The 24,102-nt window shown below is 70.8% G+C and carries 22 protein-coding genes; 12 read left to right on the plus strand and 10 right to left on the minus strand.

Annotated features, from left to right (window positions below):
- Nucleotides 1-56 precede the first annotated feature (56 nt).
- The 3 genes from LGI35_RS23525 (at nt 57) to LGI35_RS23535 (ending at nt 3,029) form a co-directional block, all read left to right on the plus strand.
- Nucleotides 57-1,037, plus strand: coding sequence for an NAD(P)H-quinone oxidoreductase (locus tag LGI35_RS23525; RefSeq protein ID WP_227296169.1), 981 nt, complete (start codon nt 57-59; stop codon nt 1,035-1,037).
- 130 nt (nt 1,038-1,167) lie between these two features.
- Nucleotides 1,168-1,926 (plus strand): hypothetical protein, encoded by a 759-nt coding sequence (locus LGI35_RS23530; protein ID WP_227296171.1) that lies wholly within the window; start codon nt 1,168-1,170, stop codon nt 1,924-1,926.
- 563 nt (nt 1,927-2,489) lie between these two features.
- Nucleotides 2,490-3,029: a bacterial proteasome activator family protein gene (locus LGI35_RS23535; protein ID WP_227296173.1), complete on the plus strand. Its 540-nt coding sequence runs from the start codon at nt 2,490-2,492 to the stop codon at nt 3,027-3,029.
- A gap of 140 nt (nt 3,030-3,169) precedes the next feature.
- Here the strand turns inward: LGI35_RS23535 and LGI35_RS23540 are convergent, their stop codons facing one another.
- A complete protein-coding gene (locus LGI35_RS23540) occupies nt 3,170-4,750 on the minus strand; it encodes a protein kinase domain-containing protein (RefSeq protein WP_227296175.1) in 1,581 nt (526 codons plus the stop codon).
- 312 nt (nt 4,751-5,062) lie between these two features.
- Between LGI35_RS23540 and LGI35_RS23545 the strand changes: the two genes are divergently transcribed.
- Nucleotides 5,063-6,706: a protein kinase domain-containing protein gene (locus tag LGI35_RS23545; RefSeq protein WP_227296177.1), complete on the plus strand. Its 1,644-nt coding sequence runs from the start codon at nt 5,063-5,065 to the stop codon at nt 6,704-6,706.
- A gap of 56 nt (nt 6,707-6,762) precedes the next feature.
- Here the strand turns inward: LGI35_RS23545 and LGI35_RS23550 are convergent, their stop codons facing one another.
- The 3 genes from LGI35_RS23550 to LGI35_RS23560 all read right to left on the minus strand — a co-directional run bounded on the left by LGI35_RS23550 (nt 6,763) and on the right by LGI35_RS23560 (nt 9,000).
- Complete coding sequence (locus tag LGI35_RS23550; RefSeq protein WP_227296179.1) at nt 6,763-7,773, minus strand: phosphotransferase; 1,011 nt, start codon at nt 7,771-7,773, stop codon at nt 6,763-6,765.
- A gap of 35 nt (nt 7,774-7,808) precedes the next feature.
- Nucleotides 7,809-8,261 (minus strand): pyridoxamine 5'-phosphate oxidase family protein, encoded by a 453-nt coding sequence (locus LGI35_RS23555; RefSeq protein WP_227296181.1) that lies wholly within the window; start codon nt 8,259-8,261, stop codon nt 7,809-7,811.
- Nucleotides 8,262-8,337: 76 nt separating this feature from the next.
- Nucleotides 8,338-9,000, minus strand: coding sequence for a response regulator (locus tag LGI35_RS23560; RefSeq protein WP_227296183.1), 663 nt, complete (start codon nt 8,998-9,000; stop codon nt 8,338-8,340).
- A 389-nt stretch (nt 9,001-9,389) separates the two neighbouring features.
- Here LGI35_RS23560 and pdhA point away from each other — a divergent pair, with 389 nt between their 5' ends.
- From pdhA to LGI35_RS23575, 3 genes are read left to right on the plus strand one after another with little or no spacing between them, the layout of a single operon-like run.
- Nucleotides 9,390-10,592, plus strand: coding sequence for a pyruvate dehydrogenase (acetyl-transferring) E1 component subunit alpha (pdhA, locus tag LGI35_RS23565; RefSeq protein WP_227296185.1), 1,203 nt, complete (start codon nt 9,390-9,392; stop codon nt 10,590-10,592).
- 2 nt (nt 10,593-10,594) lie between these two features.
- Nucleotides 10,595-11,575 (plus strand): alpha-ketoacid dehydrogenase subunit beta, encoded by a 981-nt coding sequence (locus LGI35_RS23570; protein ID WP_227296187.1) that lies wholly within the window; start codon nt 10,595-10,597, stop codon nt 11,573-11,575.
- 10 nt (nt 11,576-11,585) lie between these two features.
- Nucleotides 11,586-13,001, plus strand: a complete 1,416-nt coding sequence (locus LGI35_RS23575) for a dihydrolipoamide acetyltransferase family protein (protein WP_227296188.1) — start codon at nt 11,586-11,588, stop codon at nt 12,999-13,001.
- Between the two features lie 237 nt (nt 13,002-13,238).
- Here LGI35_RS23575 and LGI35_RS23580 read toward each other — a convergent pair whose 3' ends face one another.
- On the minus strand, nt 13,239-14,132 hold the full coding sequence (locus LGI35_RS23580; RefSeq protein ID WP_116512002.1) for a D-alanyl-D-alanine carboxypeptidase family protein: 894 nt from the start codon (nt 14,130-14,132) through the stop codon (nt 13,239-13,241).
- A gap of 197 nt (nt 14,133-14,329) precedes the next feature.
- On the opposite strand from LGI35_RS23580, the gene LGI35_RS23585 reads away from it, so the two are divergent.
- Both LGI35_RS23585 and LGI35_RS23590 read left to right on the plus strand, forming a co-directional pair.
- Nucleotides 14,330-14,998 carry a GntR family transcriptional regulator gene (locus LGI35_RS23585; RefSeq protein ID WP_227296190.1) on the plus strand — a complete coding sequence of 223 codons (669 nt, stop codon included), beginning with the start codon at nt 14,330-14,332 and terminating at the stop codon, nt 14,996-14,998.
- Nucleotides 14,995-16,302 carry an MFS transporter gene (locus LGI35_RS23590; protein ID WP_227296192.1) on the plus strand — a complete coding sequence of 436 codons (1,308 nt, stop codon included), beginning with the start codon at nt 14,995-14,997 and terminating at the stop codon, nt 16,300-16,302. The genes LGI35_RS23585 and LGI35_RS23590 overlap by 4 nt, the downstream gene beginning before the upstream one ends.
- Before the next feature lie 286 nt (nt 16,303-16,588).
- Here the strand turns inward: LGI35_RS23590 and LGI35_RS23595 are convergent, their stop codons facing one another.
- A complete protein-coding gene (locus LGI35_RS23595) occupies nt 16,589-17,413 on the minus strand; it encodes a maleylpyruvate isomerase family mycothiol-dependent enzyme (protein ID WP_227296194.1) in 825 nt (274 codons plus the stop codon).
- 178 nt (nt 17,414-17,591) lie between these two features.
- On the opposite strand from LGI35_RS23595, the gene LGI35_RS23600 reads away from it, so the two are divergent.
- On the plus strand, nt 17,592-18,389 hold the full coding sequence (locus LGI35_RS23600) for a carbon-nitrogen family hydrolase (protein WP_227296196.1): 798 nt from the start codon (nt 17,592-17,594) through the stop codon (nt 18,387-18,389).
- A gap of 27 nt (nt 18,390-18,416) precedes the next feature.
- Here LGI35_RS23600 and LGI35_RS23605 read toward each other — a convergent pair whose 3' ends face one another.
- The 3 genes from LGI35_RS23605 to LGI35_RS23615 all read right to left on the minus strand — a co-directional run bounded on the left by LGI35_RS23605 (nt 18,417) and on the right by LGI35_RS23615 (nt 20,973).
- Entirely contained in the window at nt 18,417-18,911 is a 495-nt protein-coding gene (locus LGI35_RS23605; RefSeq protein ID WP_227296198.1) for an LURP-one-related/scramblase family protein, read from the minus strand.
- Nucleotides 18,912-18,953: 42 nt separating this feature from the next.
- Complete coding sequence (locus LGI35_RS23610) at nt 18,954-19,829, minus strand: YhjD/YihY/BrkB family envelope integrity protein (RefSeq protein ID WP_227296200.1); 876 nt, start codon at nt 19,827-19,829, stop codon at nt 18,954-18,956.
- 124 nt (nt 19,830-19,953) lie between these two features.
- The gene (locus LGI35_RS23615) at nt 19,954-20,973 is read right to left on the minus strand and encodes a GlxA family transcriptional regulator (RefSeq protein ID WP_227296201.1); all 1,020 of its coding nucleotides are present in this window, start codon (nt 20,971-20,973) and stop codon (nt 19,954-19,956) included.
- A 51-nt stretch (nt 20,974-21,024) separates the two neighbouring features.
- On the opposite strand from LGI35_RS23615, the gene LGI35_RS23620 reads away from it, so the two are divergent.
- The gene (locus LGI35_RS23620) at nt 21,025-21,426 is read left to right on the plus strand and encodes a cupin domain-containing protein (protein WP_227296203.1); all 402 of its coding nucleotides are present in this window, start codon (nt 21,025-21,027) and stop codon (nt 21,424-21,426) included.
- 15 nt (nt 21,427-21,441) lie between these two features.
- Nucleotides 21,442-23,247 (plus strand): thioredoxin-like domain-containing protein, encoded by a 1,806-nt coding sequence (locus tag LGI35_RS23625; RefSeq protein ID WP_227296205.1) that lies wholly within the window; start codon nt 21,442-21,444, stop codon nt 23,245-23,247.
- A 41-nt stretch (nt 23,248-23,288) separates the two neighbouring features.
- On the opposite strand, the gene LGI35_RS23630 is transcribed toward LGI35_RS23625, so the two are convergent.
- Entirely contained in the window at nt 23,289-24,014 is a 726-nt protein-coding gene (locus LGI35_RS23630) for a DUF4232 domain-containing protein (RefSeq protein ID WP_227296207.1), read from the minus strand.
- Nucleotides 24,015-24,102: the final 88 nt, after the last annotated feature.

The following is a 24,102-nucleotide window of genomic DNA, read 5'->3' on the forward strand; positions in this document are numbered from 1 at the left end:
AGTCGGGCACGTGCCGTCCCGCCGCCCGGATCACCCCGAGGAGTAGCCTCGCCGGCATGTATGCGATCACGATTCCGGAACCCGGTGGACCTGAGGCGCTCGTCTGGGCGGAGGTTCCCGATCCCGTACCCGGTGACGGCGAAGTGCTCGTCGAGGTGGCGGCCGCGGCCGTCAACCGCGCCGATCTGCTCCAGCGTCAGGGCCTCTACAACCCGCCGCCCGGCGCGACCGACATCCCCGGCCTCGAGTGCGCGGGACGCATCGTCGCCCTCGGCGCCGGAGTGTCCGGCTGGTCCGTCGGTGACGAGGTGTGCGCGCTGCTCTCGGGCGGCGGTTACGCCGAGAAGGTCGCCGTCCCGGCCGGCCAGCTCCTGCCCGTACCCGAGAACACCGACCTCGTCACGGCGGCCGCGCTGCCCGAGGTGACCGCGACCGTCTGGTCGAACGTCTTCATGATCGCCCACCTGCGCCCCGGCGAGACCTTCCTCGTCCACGGTGGCTCCAGCGGCATCGGCACGATGGCCATCCAGCTGGCCAAGGCGATCGGCGCCAAGGTGGCGGTGACGGCGGGCAGCAAGGAGAAGCTCGACTACTGCGCCGAGCTCGGCGCCGACATCCTGATCAACTACCGCGAGCAGGACTTCGTGGAGGAGATCAAGCGGGCCACGGACGGCGCGGGCGCCGACGTCATCCTCGACAACATGGGCGCCAAGTACCTGGACCGCAACGTCCAGGCGCTGGCCACCAACGGCCGCCTCGCGATCATCGGCATGCAGGGCGGCATCCAGGGCGAGCTGAACATCGCCATGCTCCTCAACAAGCGCGGCGCCATCACCGCGACCTCGTTGCGCGCGCGCCCGCTGGCCGAGAAGGCGGCGATCGTCGCGGCGGTACGGGAGCACATCTGGCCGCTGATCGACTCGGGCCGCGTCCGGCCGGTCGTCGACCGGAAGCTGCCGATGAGCGACGCGGCGCAGGCGCACCGCGTCCTGGAGGAGAGCGGGCACATCGGGAAGGTGCTGCTCTCCGTGGAGTAGGCCGAGCGGCGGGCGGGGGCGTGGCCGGTGTGAACGGAGTGACACCAAGGTGCCGGAATTGTTGCGTCATGTGACGCTGATTCCGGGATTCCTCTGATCTTGGTGACTTGATTCCGGGAGGGCGCGCGGAATGACTCCACGCCTCCGCACCACCGGCCGCCCACTGCCGCCGCCGCTGCTGTGGCCACTGCTGTTCCTGGCCCTCATATCCGGACCGGCCCTCACTGGCACGTCCGCGTACGCCGCCGAACCCTCGCCCACGCGCGCCTCCGCCTCTGCCGACGACGAGCCACAGGCCGGCAGCCACGCGGGCGAGGGCCGTACGCCGCCGGGGCGGGCCGAGTCGAAGCCGCCGGACCACGACCGCCCCAAAGAGCCCCCGCCCAAGCACACGCCGCGCCACGAGCCCTCCACGGCCGCGTCGTCCGCGCCCGACACCGGGAAGCCCTCGGCCAGCGCCTCCCCCAAAAGGCCCAACGCGTCCCACGCCCGTCCGAAGGCCTCCTCCGCGGCCTCTTCCCGCAAGGGCCACTCCGCCTCAAAGAGCCACTCCGCCTCCTCAAAGAGCCACTCCGCCTCGGAGTCCGCGGCCGCGGACGCGCCGAAGCGGTCCCACGCTCCCTCGGCGGACCCGTCCCGCACCCGCTCGGCCCACGCCGAGATACCCGTGGCCCCGGAAGAACCGCAGGCCTGGGAGGAAGACCCCGCCGAGCAGCAGGCGCGGCCGTCGGCCCGGCCCACCGGCACCCCCGCGGACAACGCGGGCCGCACCCCCCAGCAGACCGCCGAACCCGTGATCCCCGGCGTGGGCGTCCTGCCCCTGGGCTCCGGCCTCGTCCTGGTCGGCCTCGGCATCGGATTCCTGGCCCTGCGCCTGCGCCGCACATGAACCGCCACCGCCCCTGCGATCCGCGCCGCCGATCAGACCCGCGCCACCCATGCGATACGTGCCGTCGATCAGATCTACGCCACCCATGCGATCCGTGCCGCCGATCAGACTCGCGCCGCCGATGAGATCCACGCCGCCCGTGAAATCCGCCGCGAACCCGGAGTCTCCGCTGCCCATGACATACGTGCCGCCCGTGAAATCCACCCCGAACCCGAAATCTTCTCCGCCCATGACATACGCGCCGCCCATTACAGACGCTGCCACGGCATGCGCCCCAAAGACACACGCCCCAAGGGCACACGCCCCAGGGACACACGCCCCAAAGACACACGCCCCCACAGCACACCCCTCCCGCTCCTCCCAGGCCGGAGGCCGTCCCTCCCGACCGGCCCGTGGCCCGCGTTCGTCGCCCCGTCCGCCCCGTAAACCGCCGCCGCCCTCGCTCAGGCCCGCACCCGTCGGGAACACCGTCGCTCACGGTGGGAGTACGCCCGAACACGGTGGATCACCCTCGTATGGGGGCACTACCCAGGTGTGATGGTGCGGTACGAGAGAATGGCGGCATGGAGATGCCGAGGAACGAAAGGTCGCCGGAGAGCCCCCAGGTCCTGGTCGTGGGCCAGGACGGTATGGCGCTCGGTGGCGGTGGAGACGACGACTCCCGCGAGGTCCCGGTGACGGAGATGGTGGAACAGCCCGCCAAGGTGATGCGCATCGGCAGCATGATCAAGCAGCTGCTCGAGGAGGTGAGGGCGGCTCCTCTGGACGAGGCGAGCCGGGTGCGGCTCAAGGAGATCCACTCCAGCTCCGTGAAGGAGCTCGAGGACGGTCTCGCGCCGGAGCTCGTCGAGGAGCTGGAGCGACTCTCCCTGCCGTTCACCGACGAGGTGATCCCGAGCGACGCCGAACTGCGGATCGCGCAGGCCCAGTTGGTGGGCTGGCTCGAGGGACTCTTCCACGGGATCCAGACGACACTGTTCGCGCAGCAGATGGCCGCGCGGGCCCAGTTGGAGCAGATGCGCCGCGCGCTGCCGCCCGGCGTGGGCGGCGAGGACGGCGACGACCCGCGGGTGGCCGGCCGTTCCGGGGGCCCGTACCTGTAGGGGTGCCGGGCGCCCCCTACCTGGAACGCCCGACCCGGTACCCGCAGCGACCCGAATCGAACCCATAACGCGAAGGCGCCCGGCCGGTCATGGTGACCGGCCGGGCGCCTTCGTATGTCGTCTGCCTGGAGGGCAGAGGCTCAGGCCCCGCCGTCGGTGCCGCCCGGGTCGTTCCCGCCCGGGTCCCCGATGACGCCACCCGAAGACGGATTGTCGGTGGGCGGGGTGGGATTGTCCGTGGGCGGCTGCTCGGACGTCGGCTGGGTCTTGGACGGCGTCGGGTTCGACGGCTCGTCGCTCGGCTCGGACGCGCTGTCGGACGGCGTGGCCTCGCCCGTGCTGGGCTCCTCCGACGGCGAGTAGTCGGTATCCCCGCCGGTCCCGGCGCCCGGGTCCGTCGTGTTGTCCTCGGTGGCCGTGTTGTCGGAGCCCTGGCTGGGCTCCTTCTCCTTCTGGGAGTGCGACTGCGTGGGCGACTGGGTGGTGCCTGGTCCGCCCTTGTGGTCGCTGCCGCTGGTCATCGCCCAGGCCGCGCCGCCCGCGATGGCGATCACGGCGAGGACCGCGAGGATCCACATCTTGCCGCGGCCGCTGCCGCCGCCTCCGCGGTGCCCGCCGTCGAAGCCGCCGTCGTCGCTGCCCAGGGGCCGCAGCATCGGCTGGGCCGCCGTACCGCCGTCGGTCGGGTGCGGCAGCGCCGTCGTGCCCGCGACGCCCATGGCCGGGGTGTTGCCGCCCTGGTGCATGTCGGCGGTGACCGGACCGGTGTTCCAGGTGTTGGTGTGGCCGCCCTGGTCGTACAGCATCTGCAGCCCGTACTGGACGAGGCCGCGCATCTCCTCGGCGGTCTGGAACCGGTCGTCCGGGTCCTTGGCCAGGGAGCGCATGACGAGCCCGTCGAGCTCAGGCGGCGCCACGTCCGAGACCTCGGAGGGCGGCACCGGGGTGTCCTGGACGTGCTGGTAGACGACGGACAGCGGCGTCTCGCCGGTGAACGGGGGCCGCAGCGCGAGGAGTTCGTAGAGCAGGCAGCCGGTCGCGTACAGGTCGGAGCGGTGGTCGACGGCCTTACCGAGGGCCTGCTCGGGCGACAGGTACTGGGGCGTGCCCATGACCATGCCGGTCTGCGTCATGGTCGACTGCGCGCCGTGCAGGGCGCGCGCGATGCCGAAGTCCATCACCTTCACCGCACCGGTGTTGGTGATGATCACGTTCGCCGGCTTGATGTCGCGGTGCACGATGCCGTGCTGGTGCGAGTAGGCGAGGGCCTCCAGGACACCGGAGACGATGATCAGGGCCTGCTCGGGGCCGGGCGCCTCGGCGTTCAGGAGGAGGTCGCGGATCGTGCGGCCCTCGACGATCTCCATCACGATGTAGGGGACGACCGAGTGGCCGACGGCGTCCTCGCCGGAGTCGTACACGGCGACGACGGCGTGGTGGTTGAGGCCCGCGACCGACTGGGCCTCACGCGTGAAGCGGGCCTTGGAGACCGGGTCCTCGGCGAGGTCGGAGCGCAGGAGCTTGACCGCGACGGTGCGTCCGAGCCGGACGTCCTCCGCGGCGAAAACCTCCGCCATGCCGCCCCGGCCGAGTCTGTGGGTCAGCCGGTACCGGCCGTCGCCGACTAGCCCGCCGTTTCCCCACAACTCCGGCGCATCTGACATACCGCCGCCAGCCGCCTCGGGGTCGGACGGGCCCTGAGCGCGCTGCGTCTGTGCCATCAGTCCTCGCCGTCGTTTCTGTCCGCGTTCGTGTCCGCACTGTCGGATGTACGCGCGGTGGTCGTTACGGTCTCCGTCGGGCCACGCTACAGGCTTCGCCCGGCGCCCCGTTCCGAGATGGACCGGCCATCAAACCTTCTGCGGGCAATGCGATGCAAATCGTCTGGGCGGTTCCTGTAACGCTTCCGCGACGCTTCTTGCCCGTACGGTCACGGAACGGGCACCGAGCTTGACGTGTCGGTGCCACGGGGCAGACTTGGCCGGGAATAGTGGTAATCGATCACCGGCCGCGCCGATGGGGGACGTAGAAACATGAGCCAGGACGGCGCACAAGGCCGGTACGCAGGGCGTGCCGTCGCCGGCGGTCGCTACCAGCTGCGTGATCTGCTCGGCGAGGGCGGCATGGCCTCGGTCCACCTCGCGTACGACTCGGTGCTCGACCGTCAGGTGGCGATCAAGACGCTGCACACCGAGCTCGGGCGTGAGCAGGCGTTCCGTGAGCGCTTCCGCCGCGAGGCCCAGTCCGTGGCGAAGCTCACGCACACGAACATCGTCTCGGTCTTCGACACCGGCGAGGACGACCTCGACGGGATGACCACTCCGTACATCGTCATGGAGTACGTCGAGGGCCAGCCCCTCGGCTCCGTGCTCGACGCGGACGTCGCGCACTACGGCGCGATGCCGACCGACAAGGCCCTGAAGATCACGGCCGATGTGCTCGCGGCGCTCGAGATCAGCCACGAGATGGGTCTGGTCCACCGCGACATCAAGCCGGGCAACGTCATGATGACGAAGCGGAACGTCGTCAAGGTCATGGACTTCGGCATCGCCCGCGCCATGCAGTCCGGCGTCACGTCGATGACGCAGACCGGCATGGTCGTCGGCACCCCGCAGTACCTCTCGCCCGAGCAGGCCCTGGGCCGTGGCGTGGACGCCCGCTCCGACCTGTACTCGGTCGGCATCATGCTGTTCCAACTGGTCACCGGGCGGCTGCCGTTCGAGGCGGACTCGCCGCTGGCCATAGCGTATGCGCACGTCCAGGAGGAGCCGGTGGCTCCTTCGTCGATCAACCGGTCGGTGCCCCCGGCCGTGGACGCGCTGGTCGCCCGCGCGCTGAAGAAGAACCCGAACGAGCGCTTCCCGAGCGCCGAGGCGATGCGTGACGAGTGCCTGCGGGTCGCCCAGTCGCTGCAGGCCGCGGCGCCCAGCATCGTGCCGGGCGCGCAGACGTCCAGCGGCGCGGGCGTCGGTTCCGCGGTGTTCCCGCCGGTCGACCAGTCGACGGCGGCGCCGACCGGCCCGGTCCAGACGCCGTACCAGCCGGGCCCCTACGGGACGCCGGCGCCGGCCACGCCGGGCTACGGATATCCGCAGCAGGGCTACCAGACTCCGCCGCCCACCTCTCCGTACGCGCCTCAGCAGCACCAGCAGCAGCCGCTGCACCAGCAGACGCCTCCGCCGTACACCATCTCGCCCCAGACGACGCCGAGTTCGGCGGTCTCCGGTGGCGGTGGCGGCAAGCGGAACACCGGGGTGATCGTCGGTTCGGTCGTCGTCGCGCTGATCGCGGTCGGCGGTCTGATCACGGCCCTGACGATGAACGGCAATGACGAGAAGGGCGGTGGCGACGCGAAGAAGTCGCCGTCGGTCGTCGCCGGTCACAAGGGTCCCGACATGACGAAGACGATCGAAGAGGACCAGTGCACGGAGCCTGACACGGGTTACAACGACCCGGACAAGGTCATGCTCCCGGACTTCACGTACAAGAACATCAAGTCGGTCAAGGCCTGTCTGCAGGCCGCCGGTTGGAAGTTCGACATCAGGGACGTCGACGAGAACACCTTCGGTGAGGGCACGGTCATCGTGCAGTACCCCAAGGCGCGCACGGAGATCGACCCGAAGAACCCCGACTCGATCCAGCTTCAGGTCTCCACGGGCGACCCGGCGACGGGCTGACCCTACCGATCCGACCGATCCGGCTGACGCGACCGCCCCGGCTCATTGGCGGCCGGTCACTCGGCGAACGCGTCGCGCACCGCCCCGTACTCCTTCGTCCACCACACGGCGAGCGCCGACGCCGCGGGGAACTGCGGGTCGGCGCGGTGGTCGCCGCGTTCGTAGCGCCAGCGCAGTATCCAGAAGTCGTTGAGCCGCTCCCACCACACGCGGTGGACGGCGGCCGCGAGTTCGTCCGCCCCGGCGCCTGAAGCACGGCGGTACGCGCGCGCGTAGGCCCGCACCTTCGGCAGGTCGAGGGTGCCGACGGGACGCACGAAGAAGATCACGGCGGCGCGTACGGCCTCCTCGGCGCGCGGCTGCACCCCGAGCCGGTCCCAGTCGACGATCGCGGCCGGTACGCCCCCTTGGTAGAGCAGGTTGAACGGGTGGAAGTCCCCGTGCACCCAGCCGGTCGCCGAGGCCTGCGGCGGCCGGCGCCCCGCGCAGGACTCCAGGAGTTCGCGGCGCTCCGCGAGCCGGTGCCGCGCCAGCTCGTCGAACGCGTCGTGCGGCCGGTGACGGCGCACCCGCGCCAGCAGCGCGTCGATGAGCTCAAGAGTGTCCACGGGATCGGCGCTGGCCCGCCCGCGCGCGGGCGCGGCCCCCATGACCTGCTCCAGACACGCGTGTACGAGTCCCAGGAGCGCCCCGAGCGTGCGGCACTGGACCGCCGTGAGCTGGGCGCCGCTGCGGTGGCGGCCCTCGACCCAGGGGTGCAGGGCGTAGCTGGCGCCGCCGATGACGGTGACGGTGCGGCCGTCGGCGGCGGGCAGGGGCGGGGCGACGGGGACGCCGAGTGCGGCCAGGCGTTCGGTGGCGCGGTGCTGGCGGGCGATGGCGGCCGGGTCGGCGGTCTCGGGGTCGAAGTGGTGCTTGAGGAAGTAGCGGCCGCGCGTGGTGGCGAGCCGGTAGCCGCGGTTGAGCAGGCCCTGGTCCACGGGTTCGCAGGCCAGCGGTGAGCCGGCGTCGTACTGCCGCAGCAGGGCGCGGAGCGGTGGGGCGGAGTGAGCAGATGAGCGCGGCACGCGCCAGATGTTAGGGCACCCTGGGTAGCCGGTGGCTACAGAACGTGGTGAAAGGGTCGCTTCGGATGACGGGCGCCGCCCGTCAGTTCGTGCACGGTGACGAACTGGGGCTCGATCCGCAGGTAGACGGGGGCGAAGGGCTCTCCGTCGACGAAGCGGGGCGCGGAGCCGAAGAGGCCGAGTTGGCCGGGGGTCGGTTCGATGGCCTCGCAGGTGCCGACGAACTGGACCGACCAGTGGCCGTCGGCGGGGTCCCGGTCGTTCAGGTTGTCGGCGCCGTACGCGACGACGCCACCGGCGCAGGCCCGGTGGTAGCCGTAGCCCTGGTGCAGGCGCAGGACGACCCGGCCGTCCGCCACGATGTGGCGGGCCGGGGCGAGGAAGGGGAGCGCGCGCATGCTGGTCGCCACCCGGCCGTGGTCCACGCCGGCGATCAGCTCGACGGCGCGCTTTTCCCGGGCGCGGTCTTCCTGGAATTCGGAGGGCATGTTTCCACGGTGCGTGTCCGGAAGCGCCCCGTAAAAGAGGCCCCGGCCCCCTGTGAAAGGGACGTAGGTCCCGAATTCAGCGGCGCTTCTCGGCCTGCAGTCGCGCCACGTACGCGGCGGCCTGCGAGCGGCGTTCCATGCCCAGTTTCGACAGCAGGCTGGACACGTAATTCTTGATCGTTTTCTCGGCGAGATGCAGGTGTTCCCCGATGACCCGGTTGGTCAGGCCCTCGCCGATCAGGTCGAGGATCTTGCGCTCCTGGTCGGTCAGGTTCGCGAGCCGGTCGTCCTCCTTGCCACGGCCGCCGTCGCGGAGCCTTTCGAGGACGCGGGCGGTGGCGACGGGGTCGAGCAGGGACTTCCCGGCGGCGACGTCACGGACCGCGTTCAGGAGTTCGTTCCCCCTGATGGCCTTCAGCACGTAGCCGGAGGCGCCCGCCATGATCGCGTCGAAGAGTGCCTCGTCGTCGGCGAACGAGGTGAGCATCAGGCACTTGACCGACTCGTCCTGGGAACGGATCTCGCGGCACACCTCGACGCCGCTGCCGTCCGGGAGCCGCACATCCAGGACGGCGACATCGGGGCGCGTGGCGGGGATGCGGACCATGGCGTCGGCGGCCGTGCCGGCTTCTCCGACGACTTCGATGTCCTCCTCGACGGAGAGCATCTCGTGCACTCCGCGGCGTACGACTTCGTGGTCATCGAGTAGAAATACGCGAATTTTTCCGTCTTCGGACACGCGGTCAGTCTCACATACTGGCTCTTCCCGTGCCCGAGGTGACCGGGATAACGTGCCCGTGTTCCGGTCGCCTGCCAGGCTTGTGACCGGTGCTCCGAACAGTGCTTTGACCGCGTCTGACCAGCGAGTGTTCCGCAGTTGCGCGATTTACTTGGATATCCAAGCAAAATCGCAGGTCAGATGGGGTTTCGCAGATATGTGGGGCACTGGGTAACGTGCATGGTGCAGGGCGCTCGCCGGGACACCTGTCACGCCTTTACCCGGCCGAGTCGCACCCACCCCGTGCGCAGGACGGATCAGGCGAGCCTCCCCCAGGCCCTCAAAAAGCCGGGGGGAGACCCCCAGGCTTTCCCGGCGAACCCGGGGGCCGGACCGACGGAGGAGCACACGTGACCGTGGACAGCACTGCCGCCGCGCGTACGCCGCGCAAGCGCACCGCTGCGAAAAAGTCTGCGAAGAAGTCCCCGGGTGCGGGAGCGCCCGACCTCGTTCAGCTGTTGAGCCCCGAGGGCCGGCGCGTGGAGGACCCCGCGCACGCCGAGTACGCCGCGTTCGTCGAGGACATCACGGCCGACGAGCTGCGCGGCCTGTACCGCGACATGGTCCTCACCCGCCGCTTCGACGCGGAGGCCACGTCGCTGCAGCGACAGGGCGAGCTGGGCCTGTGGGCCTCGCTGCTCGGCCAGGAGGCCGCGCAGATCGGCTCGGGCCGCGCCACGCGCGACGACGACTACGTCTTCCCCACCTACCGTGAGCACGGCGTCGCCTGGTGCAGGGGCGTCGACCCGACGAACCTGCTCGGCATGTTCCGCGGCGTGAACAACGGCGGCTGGGACCCGAACAGCAACAACTTCCACCTGTACACGATCGTCATCGGCTCGCAGACGCTGCACGCCACGGGCTACGCCATGGGCGTCGCCAAGGACGGCGCGGACAGCGCGGTGATCGCGTACTTCGGTGACGGCGCCTCCAGCCAGGGCGACGTCGCCGAGTCGTTCACGTTCTCCGCGGTCTACAACGCGCCCGTCGTGTTCTTCTGCCAGAACAACCAGTGGGCGATCTCGGAGCCGACCGAGAAGCAGACCCGGGTGCCGCTCTACCAGCGCGCGCAGGGCTACGGCTTCCCCGGTGTCCGCGTCGACGGCAACGACGTGCTGGCCTGCCTGGCCGTCACCAAGTGGGCCCTGGAGCGTGCCCGCAGGGGCGAGGGGCCGACGCTGGTCGAGGCGTTCACGTACCGCATGGGCGCGCACACCACCTCCGACGACCCGTCGAAGTACCGGGCCGACGAGGAGCGCGAGGCGTGGGAGGCGAAGGACCCGATCCTGCGCCTGCGCACGTATCTCGAGTCCGAAACTGACACGGACGAGGGATATTTCGCGGAACTCGAGGCCGAGAGCGAAGCGTTGGGTCTTCGAGTACGCGAGGTCGTGCGGGCCATGCCGGACCCGGACCGGATGGCCATCTTCGAGAACGCGTACGCGGACGGGCACGCGCTCGTCGACGAGGAGCGTGCCCAGTTCGCCGCCTACCAGGCGTCGTTCACCACGGAATCCGATAGCGACTCCGTCGCGGGCTCGGGAGGCAACTGATCATGGCGGTACAGAAGCTTCCGCTCGCCAAGGCGATCAACGAGTCGCTGCGCACGGCGCTCGACACCGACCCCAAGGTCCTCATCATGGGCGAGGACGTCGGCAAGCTCGGCGGCGTCTTCCGCGTCACGGACGGGTTGCAGAAGGACTTCGGCGAGGACCGGGTCATCGACACCCCGCTCGCCGAGTCCGGCATCGTCGGCACGGCCATCGGCCTCGCGCTGCGCGGGTACCGGCCGGTCGTGGAGATCCAGTTCGACGGTTTCGTCTTCCCCGCGTACGACCAGATCGTCACGCAGCTCGCGAAGATGCACGCCCGCGCGCTCGGCAAGATCAAGCTGCCGGTCGTCGTGCGGATCCCGTACGGCGGCGGCATCGGCGCGGTCGAGCACCACTCGGAGTCGCCGGAGGCGCTGTTCGCGCACGTGGCGGGCCTGAAGGTGGTCTCCCCGTCGAACTCGTCGGACGCGTACTGGATGATGCAGCAGGCCATCCAGAGCGACGACCCGGTGATCTTCTTCGAGCCGAAGCGGCGCTACTGGGACAAGGGCGAGGTCGACACCGAGGCGATCCCCGGCCCCCTGCACGGCGCGCGCACGGTGCGCGAGGGCACGGATCTGACGCTCGTCGCGTACGGGCCGATGGTGAAGGTCTGCCTGGAGGTGGCCGCGGCCGCCCAGGAGGAGGGCAAGTCCCTGGAGGTCGTCGACCTGCGCTCCATGTCGCCGATCGACTTCGACGCGGTGCAGAAGTCCGTCGAGAAGACCCGCCGGCTCGTCGTGGTGCACGAGGCCCCGGTCTTCCTCGGTACGGGCGCGGAGATCGCCGCGCGGATCACCGAGCGCTGCTTCTACCACCTGGAGGCGCCCGTGCTGCGGGTCGGCGGCTATCACGTGCCGTACCCGCCGGCGCGCCTCGAGGACGAGTACCTGCCGGGCCTCGACCGGGTGCTCGATGCCGTCGACCGCTCGCTTGCGTACTGAGGAGAGGGCCGTGACGACGATGACAGACGCTGCGCTGGCCGAGTTCAAGATGCCCGACGTGGGCGAGGGGCTCACCGAGGCCGAGATCCTCAAGTGGTACGTCCAGCCGGGTGACGTGGTCACCGACGGGCAGGTCGTGTGCGAGGTGGAGACGGCGAAGGCGGCCGTCGAGCTGCCGATCCCGTTCAACGGTGTGGTGCGCGAGCTGCGCTTCCCCGAGGGGACGACGGTGGATGTGGGGCAGGTGATCATCGCGGTGGACGTCGCGGGCGGATCCGGCTCCACGGCCGCGGCTCCCGCGGCCGTTTCGGTGCCGGAGCCCGCGGCTCCCGAGCCGGAGCCCGAGCCCGCGCCTCAGGGGCGGCAGCCGGTGCTGGTGGGGTACGGGGTTTCCGAGGGGTCGACGAAGCGCCGCCCGCGCAAGGGCGACGTGGTGGCGGTCCCCGCGGCGGTCACGCGGCCCGCGCCCGCACTCGCGCCCGAGCCGGAAGCCCCGGTGAAGGGCAACGGGCGCCCGCTCGCCAAGCCCCCCGTGCGCAAGCTGGCCAAGGACCTGGGTGTCGACCTCGCCTCGCTCACGCCCTCCGGGCCTGACGGCATCATCACCCGCGAGGACGTGCACGCGGCCGTCGCCCCGGCTCCCGAGCCGGTCGTGACGCAGGTACAGGTACAGGCTCCGTCGCAGGAGCCGGTCGCCGCCGTGCCGGCCGTCGTCCAGGACGGCGTCCGCGAGACCCGTATCCCCGTCAAGGGCGTACGCAAGGCGACCGCGGCCGCGATGGTGGGCTCCGCCTTCACCGCGCCGCACGTCACGGAGTTCGTGACGGTCGACGTGACGCGGACGATGAAGCTCGTCGAGGAGCTCAAGGCCGACAAGGAGATGCAGGGGTTGCGGGTCAACCCGCTGCTGCTCATCGCCAAGGCCCTGCTCGTCGCGATCAAGCGGAACCCCGAGATCAGCGCCTCCTGGGACGAGGCCGCCCAGGAGATCGTCCGGAAGCACTACGTGAATCTGGGCATCGCCGCCGCCACACCGCGCGGTCTGATCGTGCCGAACATCAAGGACGCGCACGCCAAGACCCTGCCCGAACTGGCGACGGCGCTCGGCGAGTTGGTGTCGACGGCCCGCGAGGGCAAGACGTCGCCGGGAGCCATGCAGGGCGGCACGGTGACGATCACGAACGTCGGAGTCTTCGGCGTCGACACCGGCACCCCGATCCTGAACCCGGGCGAGCCCGCGATCCTCGCCGTGGGCGCGATCAAGCTCCAGCCCTGGGTCCACAAGGGCAAGGTGAAGCCCCGTCAGGTCACCACCCTGGCCCTCTCCTTCGACCATCGCCTGGTGGACGGAGAGCTGGGCTCGAAGGTACTGGCGGACGTGGCAGCGATCCTGGAACAGCCCAAGCGGCTGATCACCTGGGCGTGAGTTGCCTGGGCGTGAGCGAATGACACGGGGCCGTCCCTGAGGGGGCGGCCCCGTGTGGCGTACGCAGGCCGCGATGGAAACACACGGAGACCTCGTCGTGACGCGGCACCGTCGGCTGCGCCGCGGGTGGCTGTCGGGTCCTGTCGACGGCGGGGCGCGCTCCGCCGCGGAGTGCGGTGCGACGAAGGGCCCGCCGCGGCATGCGGCGGGCCCTTCGTTCATTCGGTTCTTCGAGGGCTACTTCTTGAAGCCGTAGTCCATGAGCTTCTTCGCGTCCGCCGTGCGGTTCGTGACGGAGGAGGAGGCGAGGACCGTGCCGATGACCGTCTTGCCGTTGCGGGTGGCGGCGAAGACCAGGCAGTACTTGGCCTCGGGACCCGAGCCGGTCTTCACGCCGATGGTGCCGGAGTAGCTGCCGAGCAGGTTGTTCGTGTTGGACCACGACATGTAGCGGTAGCCGCCGCTCTTCGTGGTGACCTTCTGCTTCGTCGACTTCGTCTTGACGACCGAGCGGAACGTGGAGTTCTTCATCGCGGAGGACGCGATCTTCGTCAGGTCGCGCGGCGTCGAGTAGTTCGAGCCGCTGCCGATGCCGTCGAACGAGTCGAAGTGCGTGTTCTTCAGGCCCATGTCGGTGGCGGCCTTGTTCATCTTGCCGATGAAGGACTTCACGCGGGCGGCGCGCGTGCTGCCGGAGCCGAACTTGTCGGCCAGGGCGTACGCGGCGTCGCAGCCGGACGGGAGCATGAGCCCGTACAGGAGCTGACGGACGGTGACCTTGTCGCCGACGATCAGACGGGCCGACGACGCGTTCTTCGCGACGATGTAGTCGCTGTACGCCTTCTGGATCGTGACCTTGGAGTCCAGGTTCAGGTTCGACTGCGCCAGGACGACCTTCGCGGTCATGATCTTGGTGGTGGAGCCGGTGGAACGGCGGGTGTCGGCGGCCTTGGTGAACAGGCTCGTACCGGTCCCGTTGTTCATCACGTAGCCGCCCTTGGCGACGATCGTGGGGGTGGGCAGCGTGGCGGCCTGCGCGGAGGTGGCGAAGACCCCGCTCGCCAGGACCGCGCCGGCGGTCACGGTGGCGGCGGCGGATACGCGGCGAATGCCCTTAATGCGGGTTTTCAAGTTTAACGCTCCAAATGCCCCTGGAATGCGGCCACATGAGGGTGCCGCTCGCTGAAGAGACTCATGAGTGCGGCGGATGGATGTGCCGGGATGCAGAGTATGTGTGGCGAGGGGGCGACGCCCGCCGTTTCGGGGTGTTGCGTCCGCATCCTGGACGGGCGCCGACGATGCGTACGTGTTGTATCTATGATGTGCGCATGCCTTCAGTGCCCCCGTCCCCCACCGCCGTCAAGCGACCACCGGCGGCCGACCGCGTCTACGACCACGTCAAGCGCAGCGTCCTCGAACGCCGCTACGAGGGCGGGACGTTGCTCACCGAGGGCGAGCTCGCCGAGGCCGTGGGGGTGTCCCGCACCCCGGTGCGCGAGGCGCTGCTCAAGCTGGAGGTCGAGGGGCTGATCAAGCTCTACCCGAAGAAGGGCGCCCTGGTCCTGGCCGTCTCCGCGCAGGAGATCGCGGATGTCGTCGAGACCCGCCTCCTCGTCGAGGAGCACTCCGTGCGCAAGGCGGTCCCCGCGCCCGCGAGCCTGATCGCCCGTCTGGAGGAGCTGCTCTCGCTCCAGCAGGCCCAGGCCGCCGTGGGCGAGTTCGCCGACGCGGCCAGCACCGACCGCTGCTTCCACGCCGAGATCGTGCGCAGCGGAGGCAACGCGATCCTGTCCCGTCTCTACGACCAGCTGCGCGACCGCCAGCTGAGAATGGGCGTCGCCGTGATGCACTCGCACCCGGACCGGATCGCCAAGACGCTCACCGAGCACGAGGAGATCCTCGACGCGCTGCGCGCGGGCGACGCCGAGGCGGCCGTCGCCGTCGTCCGCCGCCACGTCGGCTGGTTCTCGAACCTGGCGCGGGGCGAGGTCCGATGAGCAGCTCCGCCGGCACCGTGTCGCTGCCCGGGGATCCGCCCGGCGGCCGCAGGGCCATGGGCGTCTGGTCCATCGGCGTCGCCGTCTACTTCGTCGCCGTCATCTTCCGCACCTCGCTGGGCGTCGCGGGCCTCGACGCCGTCGAGCGTTTCCACATCAACGCCTCGGCGCTGTCCACGTTCTCGATCCTCCAGCTGCTCGTGTACGCGGGTATGCAGATACCCGTCGGCCTGATGGTCGACCGGCTCGGCACCAAGCGCGTCCTGACGATCGGCGTCGTCCTCTTCACCGTCGGCCAGCTCGGCTTCGCGTTCTCGCCCTCGTACGGGACGGCCCTCGTCTCGCGCGCGCTGCTCGGCTGCGGCGACGCGATGACGTTCATCAGCGTGCTGCGGCTCGGCACGCGCTGGTTCCCCGCCCGGCGCGGGCCGCTGGTCGCGCAGCTCGCGGGTCTCGTCGGCATGGCCGGCAACCTCGTGTCGACCCTCGTGATCGCGCGGCTGCTGCACGGCGTCGGCTGGGAGGCCGCGTTCGCGGGCAGCGCGCTCGCCGGAGTCGTCGTGCTCGTCCTGATGCTGCTCTTCCTCAAGGACCACCCGGAAGGCTTCGAGCCGGAGCCCGTGCGGCACACCGGCGGGGCCTTCGTCCGCGGACAGATCCTCGCGTCCTGGCGCGAGCCGGGCACACGGCTCGGCCTGTGGGTCCACTTCACGACGCAGTTCCCGGCGATGGTGTTCCTGCTGCTGTGGGGCCTGCCGTTCCTGGTCGAGGCGCAGGGCCTCTCGCGCGGGACCGCCGGTGAACTGCTCACCCTCGTCGTGCTGTCCAACATGCTGATCGGGCTCGTCTACGGGCAGATCGTGGCCCGGCACCACACGGCCCGGCTGCCGCTCGCCCTCGGCACGGTCGCCGGTACGGCGCTGATGTGGGCCGTGACGATCGCCTACCCGGGGGACCACGCGCCGATGTGGCTGCTCGTCACGCTGTGCGTCGTGCTCGGGGCGTGCGGGCCCGCGTCCATGATCGGGTTCGACTTCGCGCGTCCGGCGAACCCGCCGGAGCGGCAGGGGACCGCGTCCGGGATCGTCAACATGGGCGGGTTCGTCGCGTCGATGACGACGTTGTTCGCGGTCGGGGTCCTGCTGGACGCGACCGGCGACAACTACCGCATCGCGTTCTCCGCGGTGTTCGTCCTCGAGGCGCTCGGGGTGAGCCAGATCCTGCGACTGCGCCGGCGCGCGGACCGCCGGGAGCGGGAGCGCCTGGTGGCGAGCCGGGTGGAGACGGTGCACGTGCCCGCGTGAGCGGTTCCTGCCTGAGGCTTCCGCGTAGACGTACGCGGCCTGAGCCGTGCCGCTCCTGAGCGGTACTCCGCCTGAGCCGTGCCGCTCCTGAGCGGTACTCCGCCTGAGCCGGCCCCTCCTGAGCGGTACTCCGCCAGAGCCGTACCCCTCCTGAGCCGTACCTGTGCAAGACGGACGTGCGTAGGACTTCCCGTGCCCGACGTCCCCGCACAAGCGACGGGCCCCGGTCGCCGTTTCCGGCACCGGGGCCTTTCCCGTCCGCTCCGCCGCCCCGGCCCCGTAAGGGCTACGGCGTCGTGGACAGCGAGTTCAGGATCGCCTGGGCGAGGTCCAGGTCGCCCTCCGTCTTGACGCGGTCGGACACCGCGTCGGGCGTCACGCGACCGCAGGCCAGCTTGACGTAGGTCTCCCAGTCGAGGGAGAGCGTCGCGGCCGGGCCCAGCGACGGGGCGCCGTCGATCGTGCCGCGCCCGTCCGCGTCGACACGCACCGTGCGCAGGAACTCGACCGGCCCGTGCACATCGAAGACCACCGCCGAGTTCGCGGGCGCGGAAGCGTCCTTCGCGACGACCTTCGGCAGAACGGCGAGCAGCATGTCGCGCGTGACGTACGCGCCTGGGGAGTCGAGGTTGCCCGGCCGGCCGACGGCCGCGCGCAGGTCCTGCTCGTGCACCCACACGTCGAACGCCCGCTTGCGCATGGCGAATTCGAGGGTCTCCTCCGTGCCGAGCGGCCCGCGCACCATCGCGCCCGGCTCACGCGACTCGTTGCGCAGCTGCCGGGAGCGCCGGATGATCGTGTACTCCAGCTCGGACGTCATCTCGGGCGCCGTGTGGTGGCGCCGCACGTCGACCTGCATCTCCATGTACCGCTGGTGCTCGTTCTGTACGTGGTACAGGTCGCGCGGCAGTGTGTGGATGGGCCGCGGGTCACCGAGCATCTCGCAGTCGAGGCCGATGACATGGGACACGATGTCCCGCACCGACCAGCCGGGGCATGGCGTGGCCCGGTTCCATTCGCCCTCCACCAGGGGCGTCACCAGCTCGGATATCGCTTCGATGGAATGGGTCCAGGCATCGGCGTAGGACTGAAGACTGGGGTGGAGACTCACGGAACGGGACCCCTCGGGCGGTTGTGGCGCGGGCAGTGGGTGTCTTGGAACGCGTCTGCGGGGGTCCGGGGGGAACCCCCGGAAATGCACAGTACGCTGCTGGCAGGCACCCCGGCAGTGCTTTCGTGTGACGATCGTAGGCCTGTGTAGACGGCTCGAATGCCAGGACGGTGGTAGTGTGCGCGCCTCGCTCATCCAGATCCGTGTAGATGATGACGAATCGCCCCATTCCCGTCGGCTGCGCGCCGCTTCGATGGTGCGGGAACAAGCCGGGTCCGCCGACCTCGTCGTCCTCCCCGAGCTGTGGACCACCGGAGCCTTCGCCTACGAGGCCTTCGCGACCGAGGCGGAGCCCTTGGAGGGCCCGACGTACGAGGCGATGGCGAAGGCCGCGCGCGACGCCGGCGTCTGGCTGCACGCGGGCACGATCCCCGAGCGCGACCCCGACGGGCCGCTCTACAACACCGCGCTCGTCTTCTCCCCGGACGGCGAACTCGCCGCCGCCTACCGCAAGATCCACCGCTTCGGCTTCGACAAGGGCGAGGCCGTGCTGATGAGCGCGGGCGAAGAACTCGTCACCGTACGCCTGCCGGAAACCGTCCTCGGCGTCACCACCTGCTACGACCTGCGCTTCCCCGAGCTGTACCGGGGCCTCGTCGACCGGGGTGCCGAGACGCTCCTCGTGTCCGCCGGCTGGCCCGAGCGGCGCCGCGCGCACTGGACGCTGCTCGCCCAGGCGCGCGCCGTCGAGAACCAGGCGTACGTACTGGCCTGCGGCACCGCCGGTACGCACGCGAGGGTGCCGCAGGCCGGACACAGCGTCGTCGTCGACCCGTGGGGCCAGATCGTGGCGGAGGCAGGCGCCGAGGAGGAGATCCTCACCGTCGAGTTCGACGCGGCGGGCGTCGCCGCGTCGCGCGAGCGCTTCCCGGCGCTCAAGGACCGGCGGCTGGGGCTGGAGCCGCCTCGGCGGTGAGGGAGCGCATGCCCGTGCCGACTGCCGTCAGCCGTCCCCCCGCTCCTTCTCCGCCAGGTGGATCACGCACACCGCGATGGCGATGAGCAGCGCCGGGTCCGCGTCCTCACGGATGACGTCGACGCCGTACGTGTCGCGGACCCGGAGCCAGCGGCGTGAGATGTGGGCGAGCATCTCGCCGTCGTACTCGACGACGAACTCGCGGTCCAGGATCTTTCCGCTGACGTCGAGCTCGGTGCCGTCGACCAGTTCGACCCGGTAGTGGTTGCGCAGCAGCGACAGGCGCTTGCGCTTGATCTTGGCGAGGGCCTCGTCTCCGCGCTCGATGACCATCGTGTCGCGCAGGGCGAACATCTTCTCGTGGATGTCGATGAGCACCCGCCCGTCGGGCCCCTTCAGCTCGAAGGTGTCCCGCAGGCGCATCGCCTTGCCGTCGACGAGGAAGGCCTTGTGGCCCTGCTCGTCCTCGATCCAGTAGTCCTCGCCCACCGCGAAGAGCCGCTCTCGAACTTCGTATCTCATACGTCGAAGGGTGCCCAGCCCGCGCGCGCGGACTCTCCCCCCTCACTCGGGCGGCCGTGTCCCGAGGCGGCGGGCGAGGGGCGGCTCCTGGGCGAGGACGTACCCCGTGGCGATCCCCACGCACACGACCGTGAACAGCACGATGAGCCACGACAGCAGGCTGAACACGAGACCGAGGGGGCCGAACGCCGCCACGGAGCGGTTCAGCGTCACCGGCATGTAGAAGCGCGACGCCCAGGCGAGGACGACCACGCCCACGCCGGTCAGAAGCGCGCCCGGCAGCAGCGGCAGCCATGGCACGCGGCCGCCGAGCAGCATGTGCTGCGTCCACCACCACAGCAGGGTGCTCGACGCGAACGACAGCGGCAGGCCGAGCCAGGCGCCCAAGCCGAAACCGTCGCTCAGCAGCCCCTGGACCGTCAGCGCGGACAGCCACACCAGCAGCCACACCGGCCACCGCCACGCGATGAGGCGCAGGCCCGCGGGCGGCACGTGCCAGGAGCGCTCGCACACGCGTTGCAGGGCTCGGCTGCACGAGGTCGCCGACAGCAGCGTGACGAGGACGCCGACGGCCCCCGAGGTGTCGCGTGCGGTGTCGTCGGGCGTCCCGAACACCTGCCGGACCTGGTCGAGGGCGGGTCCGGACAGGCCGAGCGAGTACGTCGCCGACTCGATGAGGCGGTCGCCCATGGCGGTCGGGGCGAACGCGGCGATGACGAAGAGCACCGGGATCGCCGTCAGGAAGGCCTGCGCGGCCAGCCGCGTCGAGGAGTCGAGGAGGCTCACGTCCACCATCTGCCGGGTCAGGCGCGTGAGGAACGGCAGCCGCTCCCGCAGTTCACCGGCCCGCGCGGTGCCCCACCGCGTGACCTTGGCCAGAGTCCCGGCGAGACCGCCGCGCGCGCTGTCGTCCGTCATAGCTGCCAAGCGTCGGCCACGCGCCCGCCGCACAGAGGGCGGACGCGCCGCCGGGACCTGCGGCGGCTGCCGGGATGCGGGGCCGGAGGTACGGCTCCACGGCGTCGGCCGAACCTGGCCGGGCCTAAGACAGCGCCGCCTCCGCCGGGCCCCGGCCGAACCGTCTGCGGTACGCCGACGGGCTCAGGCCCGTTTCCCGGCGGAGCCGGGCGCGCAGGTTCGCGGCGGTGCCCAGGCCGCTGCGGGCGGCCACCACGTCGAGGCGTTCCTCGCCGCGTTCGATGAGGCGACAGGCCAGGGCGACCCGTTCGCCGGTGAGCCAGGCCAGCGGGGTCGTGCCGAGTTCGGCGCGGAAGCGGCGGTGCAGGGTGGCGGGGCTGACCGCGGCGTGCGCGGCGAGGTCGGTCACGCTCAGCGGCTCGCCGATCCGCTCCTGCGCCCACGCGAGCAGCGGCGCGAGAGACTCGTCCGGCACCGCGGGCACGGGCCGCTCCACGAACTGCCGCTGGCCGCCGTCCCGGTGGGCGGCGAACACGAGCCGTCGCGACACCGCGTTGGCGATCTCGGCGCCGTGGTCACGGCGGACGACGTGCAGTCCGAGATCGAGCGCGGACGCGCTGCCGGACGCGGTGAGGATGTCCCCGTCGTCCACGAACAGCACGTCGGGTTCGAGGTGTACCCCGGGGAAGCGGGAGCGGAAGGAGTCCGCCCACATCCAGTGGCAGGCGGCCCGTCGCCCGTCGAGGAGTCCGGCCTCGGCGATGGTGAACGCGCCCGAGCAGAACCCGATGAGCCGGGCGCCCCGCGCGTGCGCCCGGCGCACGGCGTCGAGGACGGCGGGCCGCCTCGGCACGTCGGTGTCGGGCCGATTGGGCACGATCAGCGTGTCCGCGGACTCGGCCGCGTCGAGATCGGCGATGTCGGTCAGGGTGAAGAACCCGTCCCGCATCACGGTCCGCGTCCGCGGCGAGCAGAGCTGGAAGTCGTACAGCTCACGGCCGAGTTCGGGCCGGCGCAGGCCGAAGACCTCGATGGCGCAGGACAGCTCGAAGGGGTTGGAGTTCTCGTCGACGATCACCACGACGCGGTGCGGCGGGCGCTGCGACAGGTCCCGTGAGAGGCGCTGCGAGGATTCTTTCGCCATATGCGATTTCTAGCACTCGCCGCGGAGCGGTGCCGGGCGCAGGATCGGCGTATGACCAGCCGCGAGAACACGCCGATCGCCCTCGACGAGGCCCTGGCCTCCTTCGACGCCCTGTGGAGTCCCCGCATCGTCACCCGCGTCAACGACTACGACGTCCGCGTCGCGAAGGTCGAGGGAGACCATGTCTGGCACGTGCACGACGACACGGACGAGTTCTTCCTGGTCGTCGACGGCGAGCTGACCATCGCCCTGCGCGAGCCGGCGGGCGAGCGCGATGTCGTCCTGCCCCGGGGCTCGGTCTTCACGGTTCCGCGCGGGACGTGGCACAAGCCGCGCTCCCCGAAGGGTGCCTCGATCCTTCTCCTGGAGCCCACCGGAACCCCCACGGTCGGGGACCACCACGACGACGTCCCTGATCATGTGGATGCCACTACGGGGCATGCGCTCGCTTAGTGGCACCCTTGACCCATGAACGATGTCGACCCCGCACCCCGTCGCGCCCGTGTCCGTGCCCCCGAGCTCATCGGCAAGGGCGGCTGGCTCAATACGGGTGGTAAGCAATACACCCTGGCTGACCTGCGGGGACGCATCGTCATTCTGGATTTCTGGACATTTTGTTGTGTGAATTGCCTGCATGTCCTCGACGAGCTGCGTGAGCTCGAGGAGAAGCACCGGGACACCGTCGTGATCGTCGGGGTGCACTCGCCGAAGTTCGTGCACGAGGCCGAGCACGCCGCCGTGGTCGACGCCGTCGAGCGGTACAACGTCGAGCACCCCGTCCTCGACGACCCCGAGCTGGCGACCTGGAAGCAGTACGCCGTCCGGGCCTGGCCGACTCTCGCGGTGATCGACCCCGAGGGGTACGTCGTCGCGCAGCACGCCGGCGAGGGGCACGCCCACGCCATCGAGAAGCTGGTCGAGCAGCTGGAGGCGGAGCACGGCGCGAAGGGGACGCTGCGCCGCGGCGACGGGCCGTACGTCGCCCCCGAGCCGGTCGCGACGGATCTGCGCTTCCCCGGCAAGGCGCTCGTGCTGCCGTCCGGGAACTTCCTGGTCTCCGACACGACCCGGCACCAGCTCGTCGAACTGGCCGAGGACGGCGAGAGCGTCGTACGGCGGATCGGCTCGCCCGGCGACTTCAACGAGCCGCAGGGCCTCGCGCTCCTCGACGACACGACCGTCGTCGTGGCCGACACGGTGCACCACTCGCTGAAGGCCCTGGACCTCACGAGCGGGGACATCACGACGCTCGCGGGCACCGGCAAGCAGTGGTGGCAGGGCGCGCCGACCAGCGGCCCCGCCCTCGAGGTGTCGCTGTCCTCGCCGTGGGACGTCGCCGTGTTCGGCGGCAAGGTGTGGATCGCCATGGCGGGCGTGCACCAGCTGTGGACGTACGACCCGGAGTCGAAGAGTGTCGCCGTCGCGGCGGGCACGACGAACGAGGGGCTCGTCGACGGGCCGGGGGCCGAGGCGTGGTTCGCGCAGCCGTCCGGGCTCGCGGCGACCGGTGAGCGGCTGTGGGTGGCGGACTCGGAGACGTCCGCGCTGCGGTACGTCGACCTGGACGGCGCCGTGCACACGGCGGTCGGTACGGGTCTCTTCGACTTCGGGCACCGGGACGGTGCCGCCGAACAGGCCTTGTTCCAGCACCCGTTGGGCGTGACGGCCCTGCCGGACGGCTCGGTCGCGGTCTCGGACACGTACAACCACGCCCTGCGTCGCTACGACCCGGCGACCGGTGAGGTCACCACGCTGGCGACGGATCTGCGGGAGCCCAGCGACGCGGTGCTCGTGGGCGGGGACTCCGCAGACATCGTCGTGGTGGAGTCGGCGCGGCACCGGCTGACGCGGCTGCGGCTTCCGGAGGAGGCCGTGCGGGTCGAGTCGGTCGCGCACCGGACGCAGCGCGCGGCGACCGAGGTCGCCGCCGGCAAGCTCCAGCTGGACGTGATCTTCCAGGCTCCGGCGGGTCAGAAGCTCGATGTGCGGTACGGGCCCTCGACCCGGCTCCTGGTCTCCTCCACCCCGCCCGAGCTGCTGGTCGCGGGGGACGGGGCGGACACGGACCTGTCGCGCGAGCTGGTCCTGAACCCGGAGGTGGCGGAGGGCGTCCTGCACGTGTCGGCGATGGCCGCCTCGTGCGACGACGACCCGGCCAACGAGTACCCGGCCTGCCACGTCCACCAGCAGGACTGGGGCGTGCCGGTCCGGCTCACCGGGGGTGGCGCGGACCGGCTGCCGCTGGTGCTGGCGGGGATGGACGACCGGGGCTGATCCGGACTGTCACGGGCTGACCGGGGCCGACGGAGTGCCGGTCAGCCGGCATACGGGCGCGTGGTGTTCCAGGAGAGCACCTCGATGCCGTCGGCGCGCTTGCCGGCGTACTCCACCTCGCCGGGCGTGACCAGCTTGACGGACTCGCTCGAGTCGTCGGAGTTGTTCCTGACCAGGGACAGGCGGATCGACGTGAAGTAGTCGTCCTCGGCCTTGGTCTCCTGGTAGACGTCGATCGCGGAGTAGACCGTGCCGCCGGGCTGCACGACGATCGGCTGGGCGGGCTGCTGGTCGTCCTTGGCGAGCGGCGCGTCGCCGTTGGCCTCGCCCGGGGTCACGACGGGGAACTTCTGCACGGTGCAGGCCGTGGCGGAGCGGTTGACGGCGGTGATGAGCAGGTGGTCGCCCTGCTGCTCGGGGTTCTCGCGCTTGAGGGAGTAGTCGAGGTAGCCGACCTTGCACTCGGGGGTCTTCTTGGCCGCCGTGCCGCCGGTCGTGCCGGTGCCGCCGGCGGTGTTCTTGCCGGTGCCGGTCTGCTTCGCGCCGGCCGCCGTGGCGTCCGTGCCGCCGGAGGCCTTCGAGGAGCCGGTGCCCGAGCCGCTGTCCTTGGCATCCGAACCGGCGGAGCCGGTGGCCGTCCTGTCCGTGGAGGCGGCGCCCGAGTCCTTGGTGCCCTCGCCGCTGTTGCAGGCGGTGAGGGACAGGCTCAGGGCCGCGAGGGCGGCGACGGCGAGGACGGTGCGGGAACGGTTGCGGTGGGTGTTCATGGTGGGCTCCCCCGTGTGAATGGTCCGTGCGAAAGGTCCGTGTGAAGACGGTCCGTGCGTGCGGTCTGCTGTGTGGTCGGCACCGTTG

The sequence above is a fragment of the Streptomyces longhuiensis genome (genome assembly GCF_020616555.1).
Lineage (GTDB): Bacteria > Actinomycetota > Actinomycetes > Streptomycetales > Streptomycetaceae > Streptomyces > Streptomyces longhuiensis.

Excerpts from the sequence above, each read along its gene's own strand:
- LGI35_RS23605 (WP_227296198.1), bottom strand. The coding sequence starts at position 18,911 with ATGAGATACGAAGTTCGAGAGCGGCTCTTCGCGGTGGGCGAGGACTAC.
- LGI35_RS23585 (WP_227296190.1), top strand. The coding sequence starts at position 14,330 with ATGCCTTCAGTGCCCCCGTCCCCCACCGCCGTCAAGCGACCACCGGCG.
- LGI35_RS23545 (WP_227296177.1), top strand. The coding sequence starts at position 5,063 with ATGAGCCAGGACGGCGCACAAGGCCGGTACGCAGGGCGTGCCGTCGCC.
- LGI35_RS23625 (WP_227296205.1), top strand. The coding sequence starts at position 21,442 with ATGAACGATGTCGACCCCGCACCCCGTCGCGCCCGTGTCCGTGCCCCC.
- LGI35_RS23530 (WP_227296171.1), top strand. The coding sequence starts at position 1,168 with ATGACTCCACGCCTCCGCACCACCGGCCGCCCACTGCCGCCGCCGCTG.
- LGI35_RS23570 (WP_227296187.1), top strand. The coding sequence starts at position 10,595 with ATGGCGGTACAGAAGCTTCCGCTCGCCAAGGCGATCAACGAGTCGCTG.
- LGI35_RS23615 (WP_227296201.1), bottom strand. The coding sequence starts at position 20,973 with ATGGCGAAAGAATCCTCGCAGCGCCTCTCACGGGACCTGTCGCAGCGC.
- LGI35_RS23610 (WP_227296200.1), bottom strand. The coding sequence starts at position 19,829 with ATGACGGACGACAGCGCGCGCGGCGGTCTCGCCGGGACTCTGGCCAAG.
- LGI35_RS23630 (WP_227296207.1), bottom strand. The coding sequence starts at position 24,014 with ATGAACACCCACCGCAACCGTTCCCGCACCGTCCTCGCCGTCGCCGCC.
- LGI35_RS23525 (WP_227296169.1), top strand. The coding sequence starts at position 57 with ATGTATGCGATCACGATTCCGGAACCCGGTGGACCTGAGGCGCTCGTC.
- LGI35_RS23540 (WP_227296175.1), bottom strand. The coding sequence starts at position 4,750 with ATGGCACAGACGCAGCGCGCTCAGGGCCCGTCCGACCCCGAGGCGGCT.
- LGI35_RS23590 (WP_227296192.1), top strand. The coding sequence starts at position 14,995 with ATGAGCAGCTCCGCCGGCACCGTGTCGCTGCCCGGGGATCCGCCCGGC.
- LGI35_RS23555 (WP_227296181.1), bottom strand. The coding sequence starts at position 8,261 with ATGCCCTCCGAATTCCAGGAAGACCGCGCCCGGGAAAAGCGCGCCGTC.
- LGI35_RS23535 (WP_227296173.1), top strand. The coding sequence starts at position 2,490 with ATGGAGATGCCGAGGAACGAAAGGTCGCCGGAGAGCCCCCAGGTCCTG.
- LGI35_RS23620 (WP_227296203.1), top strand. The coding sequence starts at position 21,025 with ATGACCAGCCGCGAGAACACGCCGATCGCCCTCGACGAGGCCCTGGCC.